This window comes from Streptomyces sp. NPDC029296, from assembly GCF_055569255.1.
In genome coordinates, this window is sequence record NZ_JBVHXT010000064.1 from 1 (window position 1) to 20,451 (window position 20,451).

General features: G+C 71.7%; 20 protein-coding genes and 1 pseudogene. 20 read left to right on the top strand and 1 reads right to left on the bottom strand.

The genetic code is table 11. The annotated features are described in order from the left end of the window. The 7 genes and pseudogenes from ACZ4W9_RS37295 to nusB all read left to right on the top strand — a co-directional run. Positions 1-130, top strand: a pseudogene (locus ACZ4W9_RS37295) (chorismate synthase); the annotation flags it as partial. Between the two features lie 32 nt (positions 131-162). After that, positions 163-645, top strand: coding sequence for a shikimate kinase (locus tag ACZ4W9_RS37300; RefSeq protein WP_467943607.1), 483 nt, complete (start codon positions 163-165; stop codon positions 643-645). Beyond that, positions 642-1,733: a 3-dehydroquinate synthase gene (gene aroB, locus ACZ4W9_RS37305; RefSeq protein WP_467943548.1), complete on the top strand. Its 1,092-nt coding sequence runs from the start codon at positions 642-644 to the stop codon at positions 1,731-1,733. The genes ACZ4W9_RS37300 and aroB overlap by 4 nt, the downstream gene beginning before the upstream one ends. 167 nt (positions 1,734-1,900) lie before the next feature. Beyond that, positions 1,901-2,881 carry an AAA family ATPase gene (locus tag ACZ4W9_RS37310; RefSeq protein ID WP_467943550.1) on the top strand — a complete coding sequence of 327 codons (981 nt, stop codon included), beginning with the start codon at positions 1,901-1,903 and terminating at the stop codon, positions 2,879-2,881. 65 nt (positions 2,882-2,946) lie between these two features. Next, on the top strand, positions 2,947-4,053 hold the full coding sequence (locus tag ACZ4W9_RS37315) for an aminopeptidase P family protein (protein ID WP_467943552.1): 1,107 nt from the start codon (positions 2,947-2,949) through the stop codon (positions 4,051-4,053). A 44-nt stretch (positions 4,054-4,097) separates the two neighbouring features. Next, positions 4,098-4,664 (top strand): elongation factor P, encoded by a 567-nt coding sequence (gene efp, locus ACZ4W9_RS37320; protein ID WP_467943554.1) that lies wholly within the window; start codon positions 4,098-4,100, stop codon positions 4,662-4,664. 2 nt (positions 4,665-4,666) lie between these two features. Next, positions 4,667-5,095: a transcription antitermination factor NusB gene (gene nusB / locus ACZ4W9_RS37325; protein ID WP_467943556.1), complete on the top strand. Its 429-nt coding sequence runs from the start codon at positions 4,667-4,669 to the stop codon at positions 5,093-5,095. 243 nt (positions 5,096-5,338) lie between these two features. Here nusB and bldD read toward each other — a convergent pair whose 3' ends face one another. Continuing rightward, on the bottom strand, positions 5,339-5,842 hold the full coding sequence (bldD, locus tag ACZ4W9_RS37330) for a transcriptional regulator BldD (protein WP_014671524.1): 504 nt from the start codon (positions 5,840-5,842) through the stop codon (positions 5,339-5,341). Positions 5,843-6,110: 268 nt separating this feature from the next. Between bldD and pyrR the strand changes: the two genes are divergently transcribed. The 13 genes from pyrR (at position 6,111) to metK (ending at position 20,365) form a co-directional block, all read left to right on the top strand. After that, positions 6,111-6,677: a bifunctional pyr operon transcriptional regulator/uracil phosphoribosyltransferase PyrR gene (gene pyrR / locus ACZ4W9_RS37335; protein WP_467943609.1), complete on the top strand. Its 567-nt coding sequence runs from the start codon at positions 6,111-6,113 to the stop codon at positions 6,675-6,677. Positions 6,678-6,767: 90 nt separating this feature from the next. Then, positions 6,768-7,745, top strand: a complete 978-nt coding sequence (locus ACZ4W9_RS37340; RefSeq protein WP_467943558.1) for an aspartate carbamoyltransferase catalytic subunit — start codon at positions 6,768-6,770, stop codon at positions 7,743-7,745. A 4-nt stretch (positions 7,746-7,749) separates the two neighbouring features. Further along, positions 7,750-9,036, top strand: coding sequence for a dihydroorotase (locus tag ACZ4W9_RS37345; protein ID WP_467943561.1), 1,287 nt, complete (start codon positions 7,750-7,752; stop codon positions 9,034-9,036). After that, the gene (locus ACZ4W9_RS37350; RefSeq protein ID WP_467943563.1) at positions 9,033-9,593 is read left to right on the top strand and encodes a PH-like domain-containing protein; all 561 of its coding nucleotides are present in this window, start codon (positions 9,033-9,035) and stop codon (positions 9,591-9,593) included. Before ACZ4W9_RS37345 ends, ACZ4W9_RS37350 begins: the two co-directional genes overlap by 4 nt. Then, positions 9,590-10,732, top strand: coding sequence for a glutamine-hydrolyzing carbamoyl-phosphate synthase small subunit (carA, locus tag ACZ4W9_RS37355; RefSeq protein WP_467943567.1), 1,143 nt, complete (start codon positions 9,590-9,592; stop codon positions 10,730-10,732). Before ACZ4W9_RS37350 ends, carA begins: the two co-directional genes overlap by 4 nt. Beyond that, positions 10,725-14,033, top strand: coding sequence for a carbamoyl-phosphate synthase large subunit (gene carB / locus ACZ4W9_RS37360; protein ID WP_467943569.1), 3,309 nt, complete (start codon positions 10,725-10,727; stop codon positions 14,031-14,033). Before carA ends, carB begins: the two co-directional genes overlap by 8 nt. A gap of 51 nt (positions 14,034-14,084) precedes the next feature. Continuing rightward, the gene (locus ACZ4W9_RS37365; protein WP_467943571.1) at positions 14,085-15,191 is read left to right on the top strand and encodes a quinone-dependent dihydroorotate dehydrogenase; all 1,107 of its coding nucleotides are present in this window, start codon (positions 14,085-14,087) and stop codon (positions 15,189-15,191) included. After that, on the top strand, positions 15,188-16,033 hold the full coding sequence (gene pyrF, locus ACZ4W9_RS37370) for an orotidine-5'-phosphate decarboxylase (RefSeq protein ID WP_467943573.1): 846 nt from the start codon (positions 15,188-15,190) through the stop codon (positions 16,031-16,033). Before ACZ4W9_RS37365 ends, pyrF begins: the two co-directional genes overlap by 4 nt. A gap of 301 nt (positions 16,034-16,334) precedes the next feature. Beyond that, complete coding sequence (locus ACZ4W9_RS37375) at positions 16,335-16,658, top strand: integration host factor (RefSeq protein ID WP_003977346.1); 324 nt, start codon at positions 16,335-16,337, stop codon at positions 16,656-16,658. A gap of 61 nt (positions 16,659-16,719) precedes the next feature. Next, positions 16,720-17,277 carry a guanylate kinase gene (gene gmk, locus ACZ4W9_RS37380; RefSeq protein WP_467943575.1) on the top strand — a complete coding sequence of 186 codons (558 nt, stop codon included), beginning with the start codon at positions 16,720-16,722 and terminating at the stop codon, positions 17,275-17,277. Positions 17,278-17,330: 53 nt separating this feature from the next. Further along, the gene (gene rpoZ, locus ACZ4W9_RS37385; protein WP_329015842.1) at positions 17,331-17,603 is read left to right on the top strand and encodes a DNA-directed RNA polymerase subunit omega; all 273 of its coding nucleotides are present in this window, start codon (positions 17,331-17,333) and stop codon (positions 17,601-17,603) included. A gap of 102 nt (positions 17,604-17,705) precedes the next feature. Next, a complete protein-coding gene (coaBC, locus tag ACZ4W9_RS37390) occupies positions 17,706-18,908 on the top strand; it encodes a bifunctional phosphopantothenoylcysteine decarboxylase/phosphopantothenate--cysteine ligase CoaBC (protein WP_467943611.1) in 1,203 nt (400 codons plus the stop codon). Positions 18,909-19,156: 248 nt separating this feature from the next. Further along, positions 19,157-20,365, top strand: a complete 1,209-nt coding sequence (metK, locus tag ACZ4W9_RS37395) for a methionine adenosyltransferase (RefSeq protein WP_467943578.1) — start codon at positions 19,157-19,159, stop codon at positions 20,363-20,365. Positions 20,366-20,451 lie beyond the last annotated feature (86 nt).

Consider the following 20,451-nt stretch of genomic DNA (forward strand, 5'->3'; position numbering starts at 1 on the left):
CGGGATCGTGGCCGAGGCCATGGTCGCGCTGGTGCTGGCGGACGCGGTGGCGGAGAAGTTCGGCGGGGACAGCGTCACCGAGACCCGCCGCAACGTGCGCTCCTACCTCGACGGGCTGGCGATCAGGTGAGCGCCGTGCCGGCGATCGTCCTGGTCGGCCCGATGGGGGTGGGCAAGTCCACGGTGGGCCGGATGCTCGCCGAGCACCTCGGCGTGGGCTACCGGGACACCGACGACGACATCGTGGCCGCCGAGGGCCGCACCATCGCCGAGATCTTCGTGGACGAGGGCGAGAGCGCCTTCCGCGCGCTGGAGAAGGCGGCGGTGCGGGCGGCCCTCGCCGAGCACGACGGGGTCGTGGCGCTCGGCGGCGGGGCCGTCCTCGACCCCGGGACGCGGGCGCTGCTGGCCGGGCACCGGGTGGTCTACCTCTCGATGGAGGTCGAGGAGGCCGTCCACCGCACCGGTCTGAACGTGGCCCGCCCGCTGCTCGCGGTCAACCCGCGCAAGCAGTGGCGCGAGCTGATGGAAGCGCGCCGGCACCTGTACGAGGAGGTCGCCGCCGCGGTGGTGGCGACGGACGGCCGCACCCCCGAAGAGGTCACGCAGAGCGTGCTGGAGGCACTGGAGTTGAAGCAGCGATGAGCGAGGCAGTCACCCGGATCCAGGTCGGGGCCACGGCCGGCACGGACGCGTACGAGGTGCTGGTCGGCCGGCAGTTGCTGGGCGAGCTGGCCGGACTGATCGGCGAGCGGGCCAAGCGGGTCGCGGTGATCCACCCCGAGGCCCTCGCCGAGACCGGCGAGGCGTTGCGCGCCGACCTGGCCGCGCAGGGCTACGAGGCGGTCGCCGTCCAGGTGCCGAACGCGGAGGAGGCCAAGACCGCCGAGGTCGCCGCCTACTGCTGGAAGGCGCTGGGCCAGTGCGGCTTCACCCGCACCGACGTCATCGTCGGCGTCGGCGGCGGCTCCACCACGGACCTGGCCGGGTTCGTCGCGGCGACCTGGCTGCGCGGGGTGCGCTGGGTGGCGATCCCCACCACGGTGCTGGCGATGGTGGACGCGGCGGTCGGCGGCAAGACCGGCATCAACACCGCCGAGGGCAAGAACCTGGTCGGCGCCTTCCACCCGCCGGCCGGTGTGCTGTGCGACCTGGCGGCGCTGGACTCGCTGCCGGTGCACGACTACGTCTCCGGTCTGGCCGAGGTCATCAAAGCGGGGTTCATCGCCGACCCGGTGATCCTGGACCTGATCGAGGCCGACCCCGAGGCCGCCCGCACCCCGGCCGGCCCGCACGCCGCCGAGCTGATCGAGCGGTCCATCCGGGTCAAGGCCGAGGTGGTCTCCGCGGACCTGAAGGAGTCCGGGCTGCGGGAGATCCTCAACTACGGCCACACGCTCGGCCACGCGATCGAGAAGAACGAGCGGTACAAGTGGCGGCACGGCGCCGCGGTCTCGGTCGGCATGCACTTCGCCGCCGAACTCGGCCGCCTGGCGGGCCGCCTGGACGACGCGACCGCCGACCGGCACCGCACCATCCTGGAGGCCGTCGGCCTGCCGCTGCACTACCGCTACGACCAGTGGCCCAAGCTGCTGGAGACGATGAAGGTCGACAAGAAGTCCCGCGGCGACCTGCTCCGCTTCATCGTCCTGGACGGCCTGGCCAGGCCGACCGTCCTGGAGGGCCCGGACCCGGCCGTCCTCCTCGCCGCGTACGGCGAGGTCGGGCAGTAGGTCCCGGACTGCTCCCTCCCGTCCGATTCCCTTCCCGGGCCGGGCACTTCGGACCGCCCCCGGCCGTTTCACCGGACGACGGCCGGGGACGGTACCGTTCGGTAGGCGGTCGGGGCGCGCCCCCGCCGCCGGCAGCACAGTGCCTGTACGAGACGGAGTGGCAACGGATGCAGCACGCAGTGGGTTCTCCGCTGCCGCCGCCCCACCAGCCGGGGCAGGGGCCGCACGCCGGCTGGGCATCGGCTTCCTACCGGCCGGCGCCCCACCAGGCGGTTCCTCACCTGTCGGCCGCCCACCCCCAGGGCCCGCCCCCGGGAGCCTCCCGGCAGCCCGCGCCCCCGCCGCCCCCGGGCTTCCCGGCCCCGCCGGGAGCCGTCCCGCCGGCCCCGCCGCGGCCTCCGGCCTCCCCTCCGGCTCCCGCGCCGCGACAGAGTCCGGCCCCGCCGCGGCCCCCGGCCCCCGCGGGCCCGCCGCCCGCGCGGCACCCCGCGGCACCGCCGGCCCCCGACGCCACCGGGCACGTGCCGCTGCCGCCCGGCGGCCCGGTCGGCACCCCCGCGGCACCGCCCGCCCCGGCCCCGGACCCGACGGCCGCCACCCTCGCCGTCCTCCTCATCGGCCCGGCCGGCGCGGGCAAGACCAGCGTCGCCAGGTACTGGGCGGACCACCGGCGCGTGCCCACGGCCCACATCAGCCTGGACGACGTACGCGAATGGGTCCGCTCCGGCTTCGCCGACCCCCAGTCCGGCTGGAGCGAGAACGCGGAGGCCCAGTACCGGCTGGCCCGCCGCACCTGCGGCTTCGCCGCCCGGAACTTCCTGGCCAACGGCATCTCCTGCATCCTGGACGACGCCGTCTTCCCGGACCGCCCGATCGTCGGCCTCGGCGGCTGGAAGCGGCACGTGGGCCCCGGCCTGCTCCCGGTGGTCCTGCTCCCGGGCCTGGACATCGTCCTGGAGCGCAACGCCGAACGCACCGGCAACCGCCGCCTCACCGACGAGGAGGTGGCCCGCATCCACGGCCGCATGGCCGGCTGGTACGGCTCGGGCCTCCCGATCATCGACAACTCCCAGCTGGACGTCCCCGGGACGGCCCGCGTACTGGACGAGGTCCTGGCGCGGGCGATAGCGAGTCCGCCGAGCTGGTAGGCGGGACAACCCCACTCGGCCCCTCCCAATCGGCACAACTCAGACAAAACTCCTACGCTCATCTCATGTCAGAGGTGTACGCGAACCGCCGATCCCGGCTGAGGGACCACGTCAACGCGGCCGGCATCGGGGCGGCGCTCGTCACCCGCCCGGCCAACGTCCGCTACCTCGCCGCCGCGGCCCCGCAGGGCTCCGTCCTGCTGCTCGGCAGGCGCGAGGACCTCCTGGTGTGCGCCGGCCCGCCGGACGACCGGCCCTGCGAAGGCAGGCCGGACGAGCACCTGCGCCTGCACGTCCTCCCGGCGGGCGGCGGCGACACCGGCGTGGCGGCGGCCGGCCTCGCCGTGGGCCAGGGGGCCGACTCCCTGGCCGTCGAGGAACACCACCTCACCGTGGCCCGCCACCGCGCCCTCGCCTCGGTCGCCCCGGCCCTCCGCCTCGCCGACCTGGGCGGCGCGGTCGAGCAGCTGAGGGTGGTCAAGGACGAGGAGGAGATCTCCTGCCTCCGCATCGGCGCCGAGATCACCGACCAGGCCCTCGGTGAGCTGCTGGAGTCCATCCTGGTCGGCCGCACCGAACGGCACCTCGCGCTGGAGCTGGAGCGGCGCCTGGTCGACCACGGGGCCGACGGCCCGGCCTTCCCCACCTCGGTGGCGACCGGGCCGCACGCGGGCCGGCGCGGCCACCGCCCCACCGACCGGCGGGTGGAGGAGGGCGACTTCCTCTCCGTCTGCCTGGGCGCCACCTACCGCGGCTACCGCTGCGAGATCGGCCGCACCTTCGTCATCGGCACCTCGCCCGCCGACTGGCAGATCGAGCTGTACGACCTCGTCTTCGCCGCCCAGAGAGCCGGCCGGGAGTTCCTCGCACCCGGAGCAGCCTGCCGCGATGTCGACCGCGCGGCACGCCAGGTGCTGGACTCGGCGGGCTATGCGGAAGCGCTGCCACCGATGACCGGGCACGGTGTGGGGCTCGAAATCGAGGAGGACCCGCAGCTCGCCCCCTCGGCCATGGGTAAACTGGACGCTTGCGTGCCGGTCACCGTCGAACCGGGGGTCCACCTCCCGGGCCGGGGCGGAGTCCGGATCGATGACACGCTCGTCGTGCGCCCCGAGGCGGACGGCGGACCCGAGCTACTCACCATCACGACCAAGGAGCTGCTCGCGCTGTAGCGCGTGACCCGGGGTCGTACGTCAGTCCAGGAGATTCCGCAACCGTGGCTTCCACGAACGACCTCAAGAACGGCCTGGTGCTCAAGCTCGAAGGCGGCCAGCTCTGGTCCGTCGTCGAGTTCCAGCACGTCAAGCCCGGCAAGGGCCCGGCCTTCGTGCGCACCAAGCTCAAGAACGTGCTCTCCGGCAAGGTCGTGGACAAGACCTTCAACGCCGGCGTCAAGGTCGAGACGGCCACTGTCGACAAGCGCGACATGCAGTTCTCGTACATGGACGGCGACTACTTCGTCTTCATGGACATGGAGACCTACGACCAGCTGATGGTCGACCGCAAGGCCGTCGGCGACGCCGCCAACTTCCTCATCGAGGGCTTCACCGCCACCGTCGCCCAGCACGAGGGCGAGGTGCTCTTCGTCGAGCTGCCGGCCGCCGTCGAGCTGACCGTCTCGGAGACCGAGCCGGGCGTCCAGGGCGACCGCTCCACCGGTGGCACCAAGCCCGCCACCCTGGAGACCGGCCACCAGATCCAGGTCCCGCTCTTCATCACCACCGGTGAGAAGATCAAGGTCGACACCCGCACCAGCGACTACCTCGGCCGGGTGAACAGCTAACCGTGGCTGCCCGCAACACGGCCCGCAAGCGCGCCTTCCAGATCCTCTTCGAGGGCGACCAGCGCGACGCCGACGTCCTGACGGTCCTCGCGGACTGGGTCCGGCTCTCCCGGTCCGACACCCGGCAGCCGCCGGTCAGCGAGTACACGATGCAGCTGGTCGAGGGCTACGCCGAGTACGCGCACCGGATCGACGAGCTGATCGCCCAGTACGCGGTGGGGTGGACGCTCGACCGGATGCCGGTCGTGGACCGCAACATCCTGCGGCTGGGCGCGTACGAGCTGATCTGGGTCGACGAGACCCCGGACGCCGTCGTCCTGGACGAGATGGTGCAGCTGGCGAAGGAGTTCTCCACCGACGAGTCGCCGTCCTTCGTCAACGGCCTGCTGGGCCGGCTGAAGGAACTCAAGCCGACGCTGCGTCGCGCTTAGCCGACAGCGACAAGGGGCGCCGCGGGACCGCGGCGGCCGGACGGCCTCAGGGCCGCTCCCGGCCGCTCACGTGGTCCCCGCGCCCCTTTCGGCGCGGGCGCCCGCCCCGGGCCCTCGGCGTTCCGGGCGGTCGCCCCGCGCCCGCACCGACCCGAACGGTCGGGAAAACGCCGCCGGGGTGGCCGGAACCGTATGGTTCCGGCCACCCCGGCGGCACGTTTCTGCTTATGTATGGCTGGTGGGTTACGCCTCTTCGTGCGTGGCCACCGCGCGCCGCGCGTCCGCGTCCAGCACGCCCCAGCTGATCAGCTGCTCGGTGAGGACCGAGGGCGACTGGTCGTAGATGACGGCGAGTGTGCGCAGATCGTCCTGGCGGATGGAGAGCACCTTGCCGTTGTAGTCACCGCGCTGGGACTGGATCGTCGCCGCGTAGCGCTGCAGGGGGCCCGCCTTCTCGGCCGGCACCGTGGCGAGCCGCTCCAGGTCCAGGACCAGCTTCGGCGGCGGCTCGGCGGCGCCGCCCGGCGTGGTGCCCGGCAGGAGCTCCTGCACCGGAACGCCATAGAAATCGGCCAGCTCGGCGAGGCGCTGCACGGTCACGGCACGGTCGCCGCGCTCGTACGAACCCACCACCACGGCCTTCCAGCGACCCTGGGACTTCTCCTCGACACCGTGGAGGGAAAGGCCCTGCTGGGTGCGGATGGCCCGGAGCTTGGCCCCGAGCTGTTTGGCGTATTCGCTGGACATATAGCTCCCCGGACACTGTGTCGACGCGACCGGACTGTCTTCCCGCCGCGCGGCTGGTAACTCACTGTGAGGTTACGCAGCGTGACTCTCCTGCGTCAAGCCGAATGGTCCACACCGATGCTTCCGTGGTAGCGGCGGTGGATTAGGCCAAGGGGGTGACGGAAGACCTCCGGACGACCTGCTACGGTGGATGGCGCAATTCCGACGTCCTTTAAGGTCCGTCCCGTGAGGCGGAGAAGGAGGTCCGTTTCGTATGGACACGCACGACATGCCCGTGCACCCGCAAGCGTCCGATGCCCGGCCCGTGCTCGAAGGCCCCGACATCGCGCGGGTGCTGACCCGTATCGCCCACGAGATCGTCGAACGCGCCAAGGGTGCCGACGACGTGGTGCTCCTCGGCATTCCGACCCGGGGCGTCTTCCTCGCCCGGCGGCTCGCCGACAAGCTGGCGCAGATCACCGACCGCGCGATCCCGGTCGGCTCCCTCGACATCACCATGTACCGCGACGACCTGCGCATGCACCCGCCGCGTGCGCTGGCCCGCACCGAGATCCCCGGTGACGGCATCGACGGCAGGCTGGTCGTCCTCGTGGACGACGTGCTCTTCTCCGGCCGCACCATCCGCGCCGCCCTGGACGCCCTGAACGACATCGGGCGCCCCCGCGCGGTGCAGCTCGCGGTCCTGGTCGACCGCGGCCACCGCGAACTGCCGATCCGCGCCGACTACGTCGGCAAGAACCTCCCCACGTCGCTGCGGGAGACGGTCAAGGTCCAGCTCGCCGAGGAGGACGGTCGCGACACCGTGCTGCTCGGTGCGAAGCCGGACGCTCGGTAGCGCACCAGGCGTACGGCCGCTCCGGCGTGCCCCCGCGTGCGCCTGCCTGCCCGAAATCTCCCGAATGAACTGCCTTACGGAGCCTGTCAGATGCAGCGTCATCTCATCTCGGCCGCCGATCTCACCCGCGACGACGCCGTCCTGATCCTCGACACCGCCGAGGAGATGGCCCGGGTCGGCGACCGGCCGATCAAGAAGCTGCCGACCCTGCGCGGCCGGACGGTCGTCAACCTCTTCTTCGAGGACTCCACGCGGACGCGTATCTCCTTCGAGGCCGCCGAGAAGCGGCTCTCCGCGGACGTCATCAACTTCTCCGCCAAGGGCTCCTCGGTGTCCAAGGGCGAGTCCCTGAAGGACACCGCCCAGACCCTGGAGGCCATGGGGGTCGACGCCGTGGTCATCCGGCACGGCGCCTCCGGGGCCCCCTACCGGCTCGCCAACTCCGGCTGGATCGACGCGGCCGTCATCAACGCCGGCGACGGTACCCACCAGCACCCCACCCAGGCCCTGCTGGACGCCTTCACCCTGCGCCGCCGGCTGGTCGGCCGCGACGCCGGTCTCGGCCAGGACCTGTCCGGCAAGCGGATCACCATCGTCGGCGACGTCCTGCACAGCCGGGTCGCCCGCTCCAACGTGGACCTGCTGCACACCCTCGGCGCCGAGGTCACCCTGGTCGCCCCGCCCACCCTGGTCCCGGTCGGCGTCGACTCCTGGCCGTGCGCGGTCTCCTACGACCTCGACAGCACGCTGCCCAAGTGCGACGCCGTGATGATGCTCCGCGTCCAGCGCGAGCGCATGAACGCGGCCTTCTTCCCCACCGAGCGCGAGTACTCCCGGCGCTACGGCCTCGACGGCGACCGCATGGCCAGGCTGCCGGAGCACGCCATCGTGATGCACCCCGGCCCGATGGTCCGGGGCATGGAGATCACCGCCGAGGTCGCCGACTCCGGCCGCTGCACCGCCGTCGAGCAGGTCGCCAACGGCGTCTCCATCCGGATGGCCGTCCTCTACCTGCTGCTCGGTGGCAACGAGCCCGCCGTCACCCACTCTCGTACCGAGGAGAAGTAAGACCATGAGCAAGATCCTGATCCGTGGTGCGAAGGTGCTCGGCGGCGAGCCGCAGGACGTGCTGATCGACGGCGAGACCATCGCCGAGGTGGGCACGGGCCTCGCCGCCGAGGGCGCCGAGGTGGTCGAGGCCGGCGGCAAGGTGCTGCTGCCGGGCCTGGTCGACCTGCACACCCACCTGCGCGAGCCGGGCCGCGAGGACTCCGAGACCGTGCTGACCGGCACCCGCGCGGCGGCGAGCGGCGGCTACACCGCGGTGTTCGCCATGGCCAACACCTTCCCGGTCGCCGACACCGCCGGCGTCGTCGAGCAGGTGTGGCGGCTCGGCCGTGAGCACGGCTACTGCGACGTCCGGCCCATCGGCGCCGTCACCGTCGGCCTGGAGGGCAGGAAGCTCGCCGAGCTGGGCGCCATGCACGAGTCCGCCGCCGGGGTCACCGTCTTCTCCGACGACGGCAAGTGCGTGGACGACGCGGTGATCATGCGCCGCGCGCTGGAGTACGTGAAGGCCTTCGGCGGCGTCGTCGCCCAGCACGCGCAGGAGCCGCGGCTGACCGAGGGCGCCCAGATGAACGAGGGCGTCGTCTCCGCCGAGCTGGGCCTGGGCGGCTGGCCGGCCGTCGCCGAGGAGTCGATCATCGCCCGGGACGTGCTGCTCGCCGAGCACGTCGGCTCCCGCGTCCACATCTGCCACCTGTCGACCGCCGGCAGCGTCGAGATCGTCCGCTGGGCCAAGTCCCGCGGCATCCGGGTCACCGCCGAGGTCACCCCGCACCACCTCCTCCTCACCGACGAGCTGGTGCGCACCTACAACCCCGTCTACAAGGTCAACCCGCCGCTGCGCACCGAGCGCGACGTCATGGCCCTGCGCGAGGCGCTCGCCGACGGCACGATCGACATCGTCGCCACCGACCACGCCCCGCACCCGCACGAGGACAAGGACTGCGAGTGGGCCGCCGCCGCCATGGGCATGGTGGGCCTGGAGACCGCGTTGTCGGTGGTCCAGGAGACCATGGTGGACACGGGCCTGCTGGACTGGGCCGGCGTCGCCGACCGCATGTCCGTCAACCCGGCCCGGATCGGCCAGGCCACCGGGCACGGCCGCCCCGTCTCGGCTGGTGAGCCCGCCAACCTCACCCTCATCGACACGGCATACCGTGGCCGGGTGGACCCCGCGGGCTTCGCCTCGCGCAGCCGCAACACCCCCTACGAGGGCCGCGAGCTGCCGGGCCGTGTGACGCACACGTGGCTGCGGGGCAAGGCCACGCTCGTCGACGGGAAGCTCACGTGACACCTGTAATCCTGCTGGCCGAGGCCAAGAAATCGGCCGAGGTCACCGACTGGGGGGCCCGGATCGGCTGGCTCGTCGGCCTGGCCCTGTTCATCGCGCTGGTCTACTGGCTGATGCGCGAGGGCTGGAAGTGGCGCGGCACCCTCCAGGCGGGCCTGCCGCCGCTGCCCGCCGCGCCCGAGGAGACCGGCCCGGCCACACTGAGCATGAGCGGCCGCTACCACGGCTCCACCACCGCCGGGCAGTGGCTGGACCGGATCGTGGCGCACGGCCTGGGCACCCGCAGCCGGGCCGAGCTCACCCTGACCGACGCGGGCCTGGAGGTCGAGCGCCCCGGCGCCACCGACTTCTTCGTCCCGCGGGCCGCCCTGCGCGGCGCCCGCCTGGACAAGGGCATCGCCGGCAAGGTCCTCACCGAGGGCGGACTGCTGGTGGTGACCTGGCGGCACGGCGACAAACTGATCGACTCCGGATTCCGCTCGGACCGCTCGGCCGAGCACGCCGAGTGGGCCGACACCCTGAACAAGATGACCAACGACACGGAAGGCGCACGATGACGACCTCCACCAGGGGAGCCGCCAGGGTTCCCGCCGTACTCGTCCTGGAGGACGGCCGCACCTTCCGCGGCCGCGCCTACGGGGCCGTGGGGGAGACCTTCGGCGAGGCCGTGTTCTCCACCGGCATGACCGGCTACCAGGAGACCCTCACCGACCCGTCGTACGACCGCCAGATCGTCGTCGCGACCGCCCCGCAGATCGGCAACACCGGCTGGAACGACGAGGACGACGAGTCGGGCCGCATCTGGGTCTCCGGCTACGTCGTGCGCGACCCCGCGCGCGTGCCGTCCAGCTGGCGGGCCAAGCGCTCCCTGGACGACGAGCTGGAGCGCCAGGGCGTGGTCGGCATCTCCGGCATCGACACCCGCGCCCTCACCCGCCACCTGCGCGAGCGCGGCTCGATGCGGGCCGGGATCTTCTCCGGCGAGGCCGTCGCCCCCGAGGCGGACCTGCTGGCGCGCGTGCAGGCCCAGCCGCACATGAAGGGCGCGAGCCTCTACGAGGAGGTCGCGACCAAGGAGGCGTACGTCGTCCCGGCCGTCGGTGAGAAGCGCTTCACCGTCGCCGCCATCGACCTCGGCATCAAGGGCATGACCCCGCACCGCATGGCCGAGCGCGGCATCGAGGTGCACGTCCTGCCCGCCACCGCCACCGCCGACGACGTCTACGCCGTCGGCCCGGACGGCGTGTTCTTCTCCAACGGCCCCGGCGACCCGGCGACCGCCGACGGCCCGGTCGCGCTGATGACCGCCGTCCTGGAGCGGGGCACGCCCCTGTTCGGCATCTGCTTCGGCAACCAGATCCTCGGCCGCGCCCTCGGCTTCGGCACCTACAAGCTGAAGTACGGCCACCGCGGCATCAACCAGCCGGTCCAGGACCGCACGACCGGCAAGGTCGAGGTCACCGCGCACAACCACGGCTTCGCCGTGGACGCGCCGCTCGACAAGGTCAGCGAGACGCGGTTCGGCCGCGCCGAGGTCTCGCACGTCTGCCTGAACGACAACGTCGTGGAGGGGCTCCAGCTGCTCGACCAGCCCGCCTTCTCCGTCCAGTACCACCCCGAAGCGGCAGCCGGACCGCACGACGCCGCCTACCTGTTCGACCGCTTCGTTTCCCTGATGGAGGGCCAGCGTGCCTAAGCGCACCGATATCCAGTCCGTCCTGGTCATCGGCTCCGGCCCGATCGTCATCGGCCAGGCCGCCGAGTTCGACTACTCCGGCACCCAGGCGTGCCGCGTGCTCAAGGCCGAGGGCCTGCGCGTGATCCTGGTCAACTCCAACCCGGCGACGATCATGACCGACCCGGAGATCGCCGACGCCACCTACGTCGAACCGATCACCCCCGAGTTCGTCGAGAAGATCATCGCCAAGGAGCGCCCGGACGCCCTGCTCCCCACCCTGGGCGGCCAGACGGCCCTGAACACCGCCATCTCCCTGCACGAGAACGGCGTCCTCGCCAAGTACGGCGTGGAGCTGATCGGCGCCAAGCCCGAGGCGATCCACAAGGGCGAGGACCGCGACCTGTTCAAGGTGGTCGTGGAGGAGGTCCGCAAGAAGATCGGCCACGGCGAGTCCGCCCGCTCGGTCATCTGCCACTCCATGGACGACGTCCTCAAGGGCGTCGAGACCCTCGGCGGCTACCCGGTCGTCGTCCGCCCGTCCTTCACCATGGGCGGCGCCGGCTCCGGCTTCGCGCACGACGAGGAGGAGCTGCGCCGCATCGCCGGCCAGGGCCTCACGCTCTCCCCGACCACCGAGGTACTCCTGGAGGAGTCCATCCTCGGCTGGAAGGAGTACGAGCTGGAGCTGATGCGCGACAAGAACGACAACGTCGTGGTCGTCTGCTCCATCGAGAACTTCGACCCGATGGGCGTGCACACCGGTGACTCCATCACCGTCGCGCCCGCGATGACGCTGACCGACCGCGAGTACCAGATCCTGCGCGACGTCGGCATCGCCGTGATCCGCGAGGTCGGCGTCGACACCGGCGGCTGCAACATCCAGTTCGCGGTCAACCCCGAGGACGGCCGCGTGATCGTCATCGAGATGAACCCGCGCGTGTCGCGTTCCTCGGCGCTCGCCTCCAAGGCCACCGGCTTCCCGATCGCCAAGATCGCCGCCAAGCTGGCCGTCGGCTACACCCTGGACGAGATCCCGAACGACATCACCGCCGAGACCCCGGCCTCCTTCGAGCCGACCCTCGACTACGTGGTCGTCAAGGCCCCGCGGTTCGCCTTCGAGAAGTTCCCGCAGGCCGACTCCTCGCTGACCACCACCATGAAGTCGGTCGGCGAGGCCATGGCCATCGGCCGCAACTTCCCCGAGGCCTTCCAGAAGGCGCTGCGCTCCCTGGAGAAGAAGGGCAGCCAGTTCACCTTCGTCGGCGACCCCGGCGACAAGGACACCCTGCTGCGCGAGGCCGTACGGCCCACCGACGGCCGGATCAACACCGTCATGCAGGCCATCCGCGCCGGCGCCACGCCCGAGGAGGTCTTCGAGTACACGAAGATCGACCCCTGGTTCGTGGACCAGCTCTTCCTCATCAAGGAGATCGCGGACGAGCTGGCCGAGGCCCCCGAGCTGACCGCCGGCCTGCTCGCCGAGGCCAAGCGGCACGGCTTCTCCGACCAGCAGATCGGCGAGATCCGCGGCCTGCGCGAGGACGTCGTCCGCGAGGTCCGGCACGCCCTCGGCGTCCGCCCGGTCTACAAGACGGTCGACACCTGCGCCGCCGAGTTCGCCGCGAAGACGCCGTACTTCTACTCGGCCTACGACGAGGAGAGCGAGGTCGCCCCCCGGCAGAAGCCGGCCGTGATCATCCTCGGCTCCGGCCCCAACCGCATCGGCCAGGGCATCGAGTTCGACTACTCCTGTGTCCACGCCTCCTTCGCGCTGGCCGACGCCGGGTACGAGACGGTGATGGTCAACTGCAACCCGGAGACCGTCTCCACGGACTACGACACCTCCGACCGCCTGTACTTCGAGCCGCTGACGCTGGAAGACGTGCTGGAGATCGTCCACGCCGAGCAGCAGGCCGGCCCGGTCGCGGGCGTCATCGTCCAGCTCGGCGGCCAGACCCCGCTGGGCCTGTCGCAGGCCCTGAAGGACAACGGCGTGCCGGTCGTGGGCACCCCCCCGGAGGCCATCCACGCGGCCGAGGACCGCGGCGCCTTCGGCCGCGTCCTCGCCGAGGCGGGCCTGCCGGCCCCCAAGCACGGCACGGCCACCACCTTCGCGGAGGCCAAGGCCATCGCCGACGAGATCGGCTACCCGGTCCTGGTCCGGCCGTCGTACGTGCTCGGCGGGCGCGGAATGGAGATCGTCTACGACGAGACCCGCCTCGCCTCCTACATCGCCGAGTCGACCGAGATCAGCCCCTCCCGGCCGGTCCTCGTCGACCGCTTCCTGGACGACGCCATCGAGATCGACGTCGACGCGCTCTACGACGGCGAGGAGCTGTACCTCGGCGGTGTGATGGAGCACATCGAGGAGGCCGGCATCCACTCCGGCGACTCCGCGTGCGCCCTGCCCCCGATCACCCTGGGCGGCTTCGACATCAAGCGGCTGCGCGCCTCCACCGAGGCCATCGCCAAGGGCGTCGGCGTGCGCGGCCTGATCAACATCCAGTTCGCGATGGCCGGCGACATCCTCTACGTCCTGGAGGCCAACCCGCGCGCCTCCCGCACGGTGCCCTTCACCTCCAAGGCGACCGCGGTGCCGCTCGCCAAGGCCGCCGCCCGCATCTCGCTGGGCGCGACCATCGCCGAGCTGCGCGCCGAGGGCCTGCTGCCGAAGAACGGCGACGGCGGCGAGCTGCCGCTGGACGCGCCGATCTCCGTCAAGGAGGCCGTCCTGCCGTGGTCGCGCTTCCGTGACATCCACGGCCGCGGCGTCGACACCGTCCTCGGCCCGGAGATGCGCTCCACGGGCGAGGTCATGGGCATCGACTCCGTCTTCGGCACGGCGTACGCCAAGTCGCAGGCGGGCGCGTACGGGCCGCTGCCCACCAAGGGCCGCGCGTTCATCTCGGTCGCCAACCGCGACAAGCGCTCGATGATCTTCCCCGCGCGCGAGCTGGTCGCCCACGGCTTCGAGCTGCTCGCCACCTCCGGCACCGCCGAGGTCCTCAAGCGCAACGGCATCAACGCCACGGTCGTGCGCAAGCAGTCCGAGGGCACCGGCCCGAACGGCGAGCGGACCATCGTCCAGCTCATCCACGACGGCGAGGTCGACCTCATCGTCAACACGCCGTACGGCACCGGCGGCCGCCTCGACGGCTACGACATCCGTACGGCCGCGGTGGCCCGCTCCGTGCCGTGCCTGACCACCGTCCAGGCCCTCGCGGCGGCCGTCCAGGGCATCGACGCCCTCAACCACGGGGACGTGGGCGTCCGCTCCCTCCAGGAACACGCCGAACGCCTGACCGCGGCCCGCGACTAGCAGCCACGAGGGGGACACCGGAAACGGTGTCCCCCTCTTCACGAGGACACCATGTACAAGATCTTTTTCAGGTTGGTCTTCCGGCGCATGGACCCGGAGCAGGCCCACCACCTGGCCTTCCGCTGGATCCGCCTGGCCGCCCGCATCCCCGTGCTGCGCACCTTCGCCGCCGCCGTGCTCGCGCCCCGCCACAAGGAGCTGCGCACCGAGGCGTTCGGGCTGCGGATGCACGGCCCGTTCGGCCTGGCCGCCGGCTTCGACAAGAACGCCGTCGCGATCGACGGGATGTCGATGCTGGGCTTCGACCACGTCGAGATCGGCACGGTGACGGGGGAGCCCCAGCCCGGCAACCCCAAGAAGCGGCTGTTCCGGCTCGTCGCCGACCGCGCGCTGATCAACCGCATGGGCTTCAACAACGACGGCTCGCTGGCCGTGGCCGCCCGGCTCGCCACCCGCGAACCGGTCTTCAAGACCGTCGTCGGCGTCAACATCGGCAAGACCAAGGTCGTCCCCGAGGCGGAGGCCGTCGCCGACTACGTCAAGTCCGCCGAGCGGCTCGCGCCGTACGCGGACTACCTGGTCGTCAACGTCTCCTCGCCCAACACGCCCGGCCTGCGCGACCTCCAGGCGGTGGACCACCTGCGTCCGCTGCTCACCGCCGTACGCGAGGCCGCCGACCGCACCGTGGCGAACCGGCGCGTCCCGCTGCTGGTGAAGATCGCCCCCGACCTCGCCGACGAGGACGTCGACGCCGTCGCCGACCTCGCCGTGGAGCTGGGCCTGGACGGCATCATCGCCACCAACACCACCATCGCGCGCGAGGGCCTCGGCCTGCGCTCCGCGCCCGCGCTGGTGCGGGAGACCGGCGGCCTGTCCGGGGCTCCCCTCAAGGCGCGCTCCCTGGAGGTCCTGCGCCGCCTGTACGCGCGCGTGGGCGACCGGATCACCCTGGTGGGCGTCGGCGGCATCGAGACGGCCGAGGACGCCTGGCAGCGCATCCTGGCCGGTGCCACGCTGGTCCAGGGCTACAGCGCCTTCATCTACGAGGGTCCCTTCTGGTGCCGCTCGATCCACAAGGGCCTCGCCGCCCGCCTGCGCACCAGCCCGTACGCCACCCTCGCCGACGCGGTCGGCGCCGACGTGAGGAAGCCCGCATGACCTCCCTGGAGCCCTTCGGCGCCCGGCTGCGCCGCGCCATGGACGAGCGCGGTCCGCTGTGCGTCGGCATCGACCCGCACGCCTCCCTGCTCGCCGAGTGGGGCCTGGCCGACGACATCGCCGGCCTGGAGCGGTTCAGCCGCACGGTCGTCGAGGCCACGGCCGACCGGGTGGCCGTCCTGAAGCCGCAGAGCGCCTTCTTCGAGCGGTTCGGCTCGCGCGGCCTCGCCGTGCTGGAGAAGTCGGTCCAGGAGGCGCGCGCGGCCGGTGCCCTGGTCGTCATGGACGCCAAGCGCGGCGACATCGGCTCCACCATGGCCGCCTACGCCGAGGCGTTCCTGCGCCCGGACGCCCCGCTGTTCTCCGACGCCCTGACCGTCTCGCCGTACCTCGGCTACGGCTCGCTCTCCCCGGCCGTGGCGCTGGCCCGGCAGAGCGGCGCCGGCCTGTTCGTGCTGGCGCTGACGTCGAACCCGGAGGGCGGCGAGGTGCAGCACGCGGCGCGCGCCGACGGCCGCACCGTCGGGGCGACCATGCTGGCCCACCTGGCGGCCGAGAACGCGGGGGAGGAGCCGCTGGGCTCCTTCGGCGCGGTCGTCGGCGCCACGCTCGGCGACCTGTCCTCCTACGACCTGGACATGGGCGGCCCGCTGCTCGCCCCCGGCATCGGCGCCCAGGGCGCGACCCCGGCCGACCTCCCCCGGGTCTTCGGGGCGGCCGTCCGCAATGTCGTGCCCAACGTCAGCCGGGGTGTGCTGCGGCACGGCCCCGACGCCGGCGCGCTGCGCGGGGCGGCCGAGCGGTTCGCGGCCCAGATCAGGGAGGCCGTCGCCGCGGGCTGAGCCGCGGGTCCGGCGCCCGGTGGAGCGGGATCACGCCGACTTGAGTGTGAATACATCCTCAAATCGAGGGCAATTTGTCTGAAATGCCAGACCTGACGGAGGCTGACCAGGACTTTTCCGCTGTTCTCGCTGACTCTGGCGGACTTGCCCGCTAGTCTCCGAGGCAGTGGGGACACCTCCCGTGCCCCTCAAGGCAGTGGGGGAGGTCGGGCAGCGTGTTGCTCGCAGGTCCCCAGGTGTGGGGCGACTAGGTTCCTCACCGGTCCGTATCCGACAGTTCGACATCCGAGGTGACGTAGGCGTGGCTCTTCCGCCCCTTACCCCTGAACAGCGCGCAGCCGCGCTCGAAAAGGCCGCCGCGGCTCGCCGGGAGCGGGCCGAGGTCAAGAATCGACTCAAGCACTCCGGCGCCTCCCTGCACGAGGTCATCAAGCAGGGCCAGGAGAACGACGTCATCGGCAAGATGAAGGTCTCCGCCCTGCTGGAGTCCCTGCCGGGCGTGGGCAAGGTCCGCGCCAAGCAGATCATGGAGCGTCTGGGCATCTCCGAGAGCCGCCGTGTGCGCGGTCTCGGTTCCAACCAGATCGCCTCCCTGGAGCGTGAGTTCGGCAGCACCGGCTCCTGAGTCCGCCTCCCGGGCGGACCGGGAGTCCCGGGCACCCCGGGATTGCTGGAATAATCGCTGCATGAGTGAACGTCCGCGGCTGACCGTGCTCTCCGGCCCCTCGGGGGTCGGCAAGAGCACGGTCGTCGCCCATATGCGCAAGGAACACCCCGAGGTCTGGCTCTCGGTGTCGGCGACCACCCGCAAGCCGCGCCCCGGCGAGCAGCACGGAGTCCACTACTTCTTCGTCACCGACGAGGAGATGGACAAGCTGATCGCCAACGGCGAGCTGCTGGAGTGGGCCGAGTTCGCCGGCAACCGCTACGGCACGCCCCGCGCGGCCGTGCTGGAGCGGCTGGAGAACGGCGAGCCCGTGCTGCTGGAGATCGACCTCCAGGGGGCCCGGCAGGTCCGCGAGTCCCTGTCCGACGCCCAGCTGGTGTTCCTGGCTCCCCCCTCCTGGGAGGAGCTGGTGCGCAGGCTGACCGGCCGGGGGACCGAGTCGCCCGAGGTCGTCGAGCGTCGCCTGCAGGCGGCGCGGACCGAGCTGGCGGCCGAGCCGGAGTTCGATGTGACCTTGGTCAACACCTCCGTCGAGGACGTGGCCCGCGAGCTGCTAGCCTTGATGGACGTTGTGTGATCGTGACTGTGATCACGATGTCTGATTCTTTTCCATCCATCGGAAGGTAGAGCGTGTCCTCTTCCATCACCGCGCCCGAGGGCATCATCAACCCGCCGATCGACGAGCTCCTCGAGGCGACCGACTCGAAGTACAGCCTCGTGATCTACGCGGCCAAGCGCGCGCGCCAGATCAACGCGTACTACTCGCAGCTCGGTGAAGGCCTCCTTGAGTACGTCGGTCCGCTCGTCGACACCCACGTGCACGAGAAGCCGCTCTCGATCGCCCTGCGCGAGATCAACGCGGGTCTGCTGACCTCCGAGGCCATCGACGGCCCGGCGCAGTAGTACTTTCAGATTGCGACTGACTTATCCACAGGCCCGGCAGTCCTCCTGCCGGGCCTGTGGTGTGTCATGGGTGGTGCAGATTCCCGAATGCGAGGAGCCATGGTGGACAAGCCGAAGGTCGTCCTGGGGGTCAGTGGCGGCATCGCCGCCTACAAGGCCTGTGAGCTGCTGAGGAGGTTCACCGAGTCGGGCCACGACGTCCGCGTGGTGCCCACCGCCTCCGCGCTGCACTTCGTCGGCGCCGCCACCTGGTCCGCGCTGTCCGGCAACCCGGTCTCCACCGAGGTCTGGGACGACGTCCACGAGGTCCCGCACGTCCGCATCGGCCAGCACGCCGATCTCGTGGTGGTGGCCCCCGCCACCGCCGACATGCTCGCCAAGGCCGCCCACGGCCTCGCCGACGACCTGCTGACCAACACCCTGCTCACCGCCCGCTGCCCGGTGGTCTTCGCACCCGCGATGCACACCGAGATGTGGGAGCACCCGGCCACCCAGGAGAACGTGGCGACCCTGCGCCGCCGCGGCGCCGTCGTCGTCGAGCCCGCCGTCGGCCGCCTCACCGGCGTGGACACCGGCAAGGGCCGGCTGCCCGACCCGGCCGAGATCTTCGAGGTCTGCCGTCGGGTGCTGACCCGCGGCGCCGCCGCTCCCGACCTCGAGGGACGGCACGTCGTCGTCTCCGCCGGCGGCACCCGCGAACCCCTCGACCCGGTCCGCTTCCTCGGCAACCGCTCCTCCGGCAAGCAGGGCTACGCCCTCGCCCGCACCGCCGCGGCCCGCGGTGCCCGGGTCACGCTGGTCGCGGCCAACACCGGGCTGCCCGACCCGGCGGGCGTGGACGTCGTCCGGGTCGGCACCGCCGTGCAGCTGCGCGAGGCCGTCCTGAAGGCCGCGGCCGACGCCGACGCCGTGGTCATGGCCGCCGCCGTGGCCGATTTCCGACCGGCCGCCTATGCCGCCGGGAAGATCAAGAAGAAGGACGGCCAGGAGCCCGACCCGATCGTCCTCGTGCGCAATCCGGACGTCCTCGCGGAGATATCCGCCAACCGGGCCCGGCCCGGACAGGTGATCGTCGGCTTCGCCGCCGAGACCGACGACGTCCTCGCCAACGGCCGCACCAAGCTCGCCCGCAAGGGCTGTGACCTGCTCGTGGTCAACGAGGTGGGGGAGCGCAAGACCTTCGGTGCCGAGGAGAACGAGGCCGTGGTGCTGGGCGCCGACGGCAGCGAGACCCCGGTGCCGTACGGCCCCAAGGAGGACCTCGCCGACACCGTCTGGGACCTCGTCGTCCGGCGACTGGGCTGACCCGCGGCGCCGGCCGGGCGCCCGCACGTCATGTTCACGCCACGATCGAATTGGGCGTGGCGACCCTGGCCAACGCGGCTCGGCATTGGGCAGAATGCCCGTGCCGCAGGTCACAGCGCTCCCGAGAGGCGAGACGGGTGGCCCGTCGGCGGAGTGCGACCGATAAACTGTTCACGGTCGACGCCGGGCGCAGCCCCGCGTCGACCGCAAATGATCAGCCAGCAGCCGCTGCAACCACAGGGAGCGTTGTGTCCCGTCGCCTGTTCACCTCGGAGTCCGTGACCGAGGGTCACCCCGACAAGATCGCTGACCAGATCAGCGACACCATTCTCGACGCGCTTCTGCGTGAGGACCCGACCTCCCGGGTCGCCGTGGAGACGCTCATCACCACCGGCCTGGTGCACGTGGCCGGCGAGGTGACGACCAAGGCCTACGCGGACATCGCGACCCTCGTCCGCAACAAGATCCTGGACATCGGCTACGACTCCTCCAAGAAGGGCTTCGACGGCGCCTCCTGCGGTGTGTCGGTGTCCATCGGCGCGCAGTCCCCGGACATCGCCCAGGGTGTCGACGCCGCGTACGAGGCCCGGGTCGAGGGCGACGACGACGAGCTGGACCGGCAGGGCGCGGGCGACCAGGGCCTGATGTTCGGCTACGCCTCCGACGAGACGCCGACCCTCATGCCGCTGCCGATCTTCCTGGCGCACCGCCTGTCCAAGCGCCTGTCCGAGGTCCGCAAGAACGGCACCATCCCCTACCTGCGCCCGGACGGCAAGACCCAGGTCACCATCGAGTACGACGGCGACAAGGCGGTCCGTCTGGACACGGTGGTGGTCTCCTCCCAGCACGCCTCCGACATCGACCTGGAGTCGCTGCTCGCTCCCGACATCCGCGAGTTCGTCGTGGAGCCGGAGCTGAAGGCGCTGCTGGACGAGGGCATCAAGCTGGACACCGAGGGCTACCGTCTGCTGGTCAACCCGACCGGCCGCTTCGAGATCGGCGGCCCGATGGGCGACGCCGGCCTGACCGGCCGCAAGATCATCATCGACACGTACGGCGGCATGGCCCGTCACGGTGGCGGCGCCTTCTCCGGCAAGGACCCGTCCAAGGTGGACCGCTCGGCCGCGTACGCGATGCGCTGGGTCGCCAAGAACGTCGTGGCGGCCCACCTGGCCTCCCGCTGCGAGGTCCAGGTCGCCTACGCCATCGGCAAGGCCGAGCCCGTCGGTCTGTTCGTGGAGACCTTCGGCACCCACAAGATCGACCCCGAGAAGATCGAGAAGGCGATCGACGAGGTCTTCGACCTCCGCCCCGCCGCGATCATCCGCGACCTCGACCTGCTCCGCCCGATCTACGGCCAGACCGCCGCGTACGGCCACTTCGGCCGCGAGCTGCCCGAGTTCACCTGGGAGCGCACCGACCGCGTCGACGCCCTGCGCGCCGCGGCCGGCCTGTAACCCCCGATCCCACCCGCCGGGACCCGGCCCCCTTCCAGGGGGCCGGGTCCCGGCGCGTTCCGGGGGCGGCCGGCGGGCGCCGGCCG

Coding starts and splice junctions, on each gene's coding strand:
- bldD (WP_014671524.1), bottom strand. CDS start 5,842: ATGTCCAGCGAATACGCCAAACAGCTCGGGGCCAAGCTCCGGGCCATC.
- pyrR (WP_467943609.1), top strand. CDS start 6,111: ATGCCCGTGCACCCGCAAGCGTCCGATGCCCGGCCCGTGCTCGAAGGC.
- ACZ4W9_RS37365 (WP_467943571.1), top strand. CDS start 14,085: ATGTACAAGATCTTTTTCAGGTTGGTCTTCCGGCGCATGGACCCGGAG.
- aroB (WP_467943548.1), top strand. CDS start 642: ATGAGCGAGGCAGTCACCCGGATCCAGGTCGGGGCCACGGCCGGCACG.
- ACZ4W9_RS37345 (WP_467943561.1), top strand. CDS start 7,750: ATGAGCAAGATCCTGATCCGTGGTGCGAAGGTGCTCGGCGGCGAGCCG.
- ACZ4W9_RS37315 (WP_467943552.1), top strand. CDS start 2,947: ATGTCAGAGGTGTACGCGAACCGCCGATCCCGGCTGAGGGACCACGTC.
- ACZ4W9_RS37310 (WP_467943550.1), top strand. CDS start 1,901: ATGCAGCACGCAGTGGGTTCTCCGCTGCCGCCGCCCCACCAGCCGGGG.
- carA (WP_467943567.1), top strand. CDS start 9,590: ATGACGACCTCCACCAGGGGAGCCGCCAGGGTTCCCGCCGTACTCGTC.
- ACZ4W9_RS37340 (WP_467943558.1), top strand. CDS start 6,768: ATGCAGCGTCATCTCATCTCGGCCGCCGATCTCACCCGCGACGACGCC.
- pyrF (WP_467943573.1), top strand. CDS start 15,188: ATGACCTCCCTGGAGCCCTTCGGCGCCCGGCTGCGCCGCGCCATGGAC.
- ACZ4W9_RS37300 (WP_467943607.1), top strand. CDS start 163: ATGGGGGTGGGCAAGTCCACGGTGGGCCGGATGCTCGCCGAGCACCTC.
- gmk (WP_467943575.1), top strand. CDS start 16,720: ATGAGTGAACGTCCGCGGCTGACCGTGCTCTCCGGCCCCTCGGGGGTC.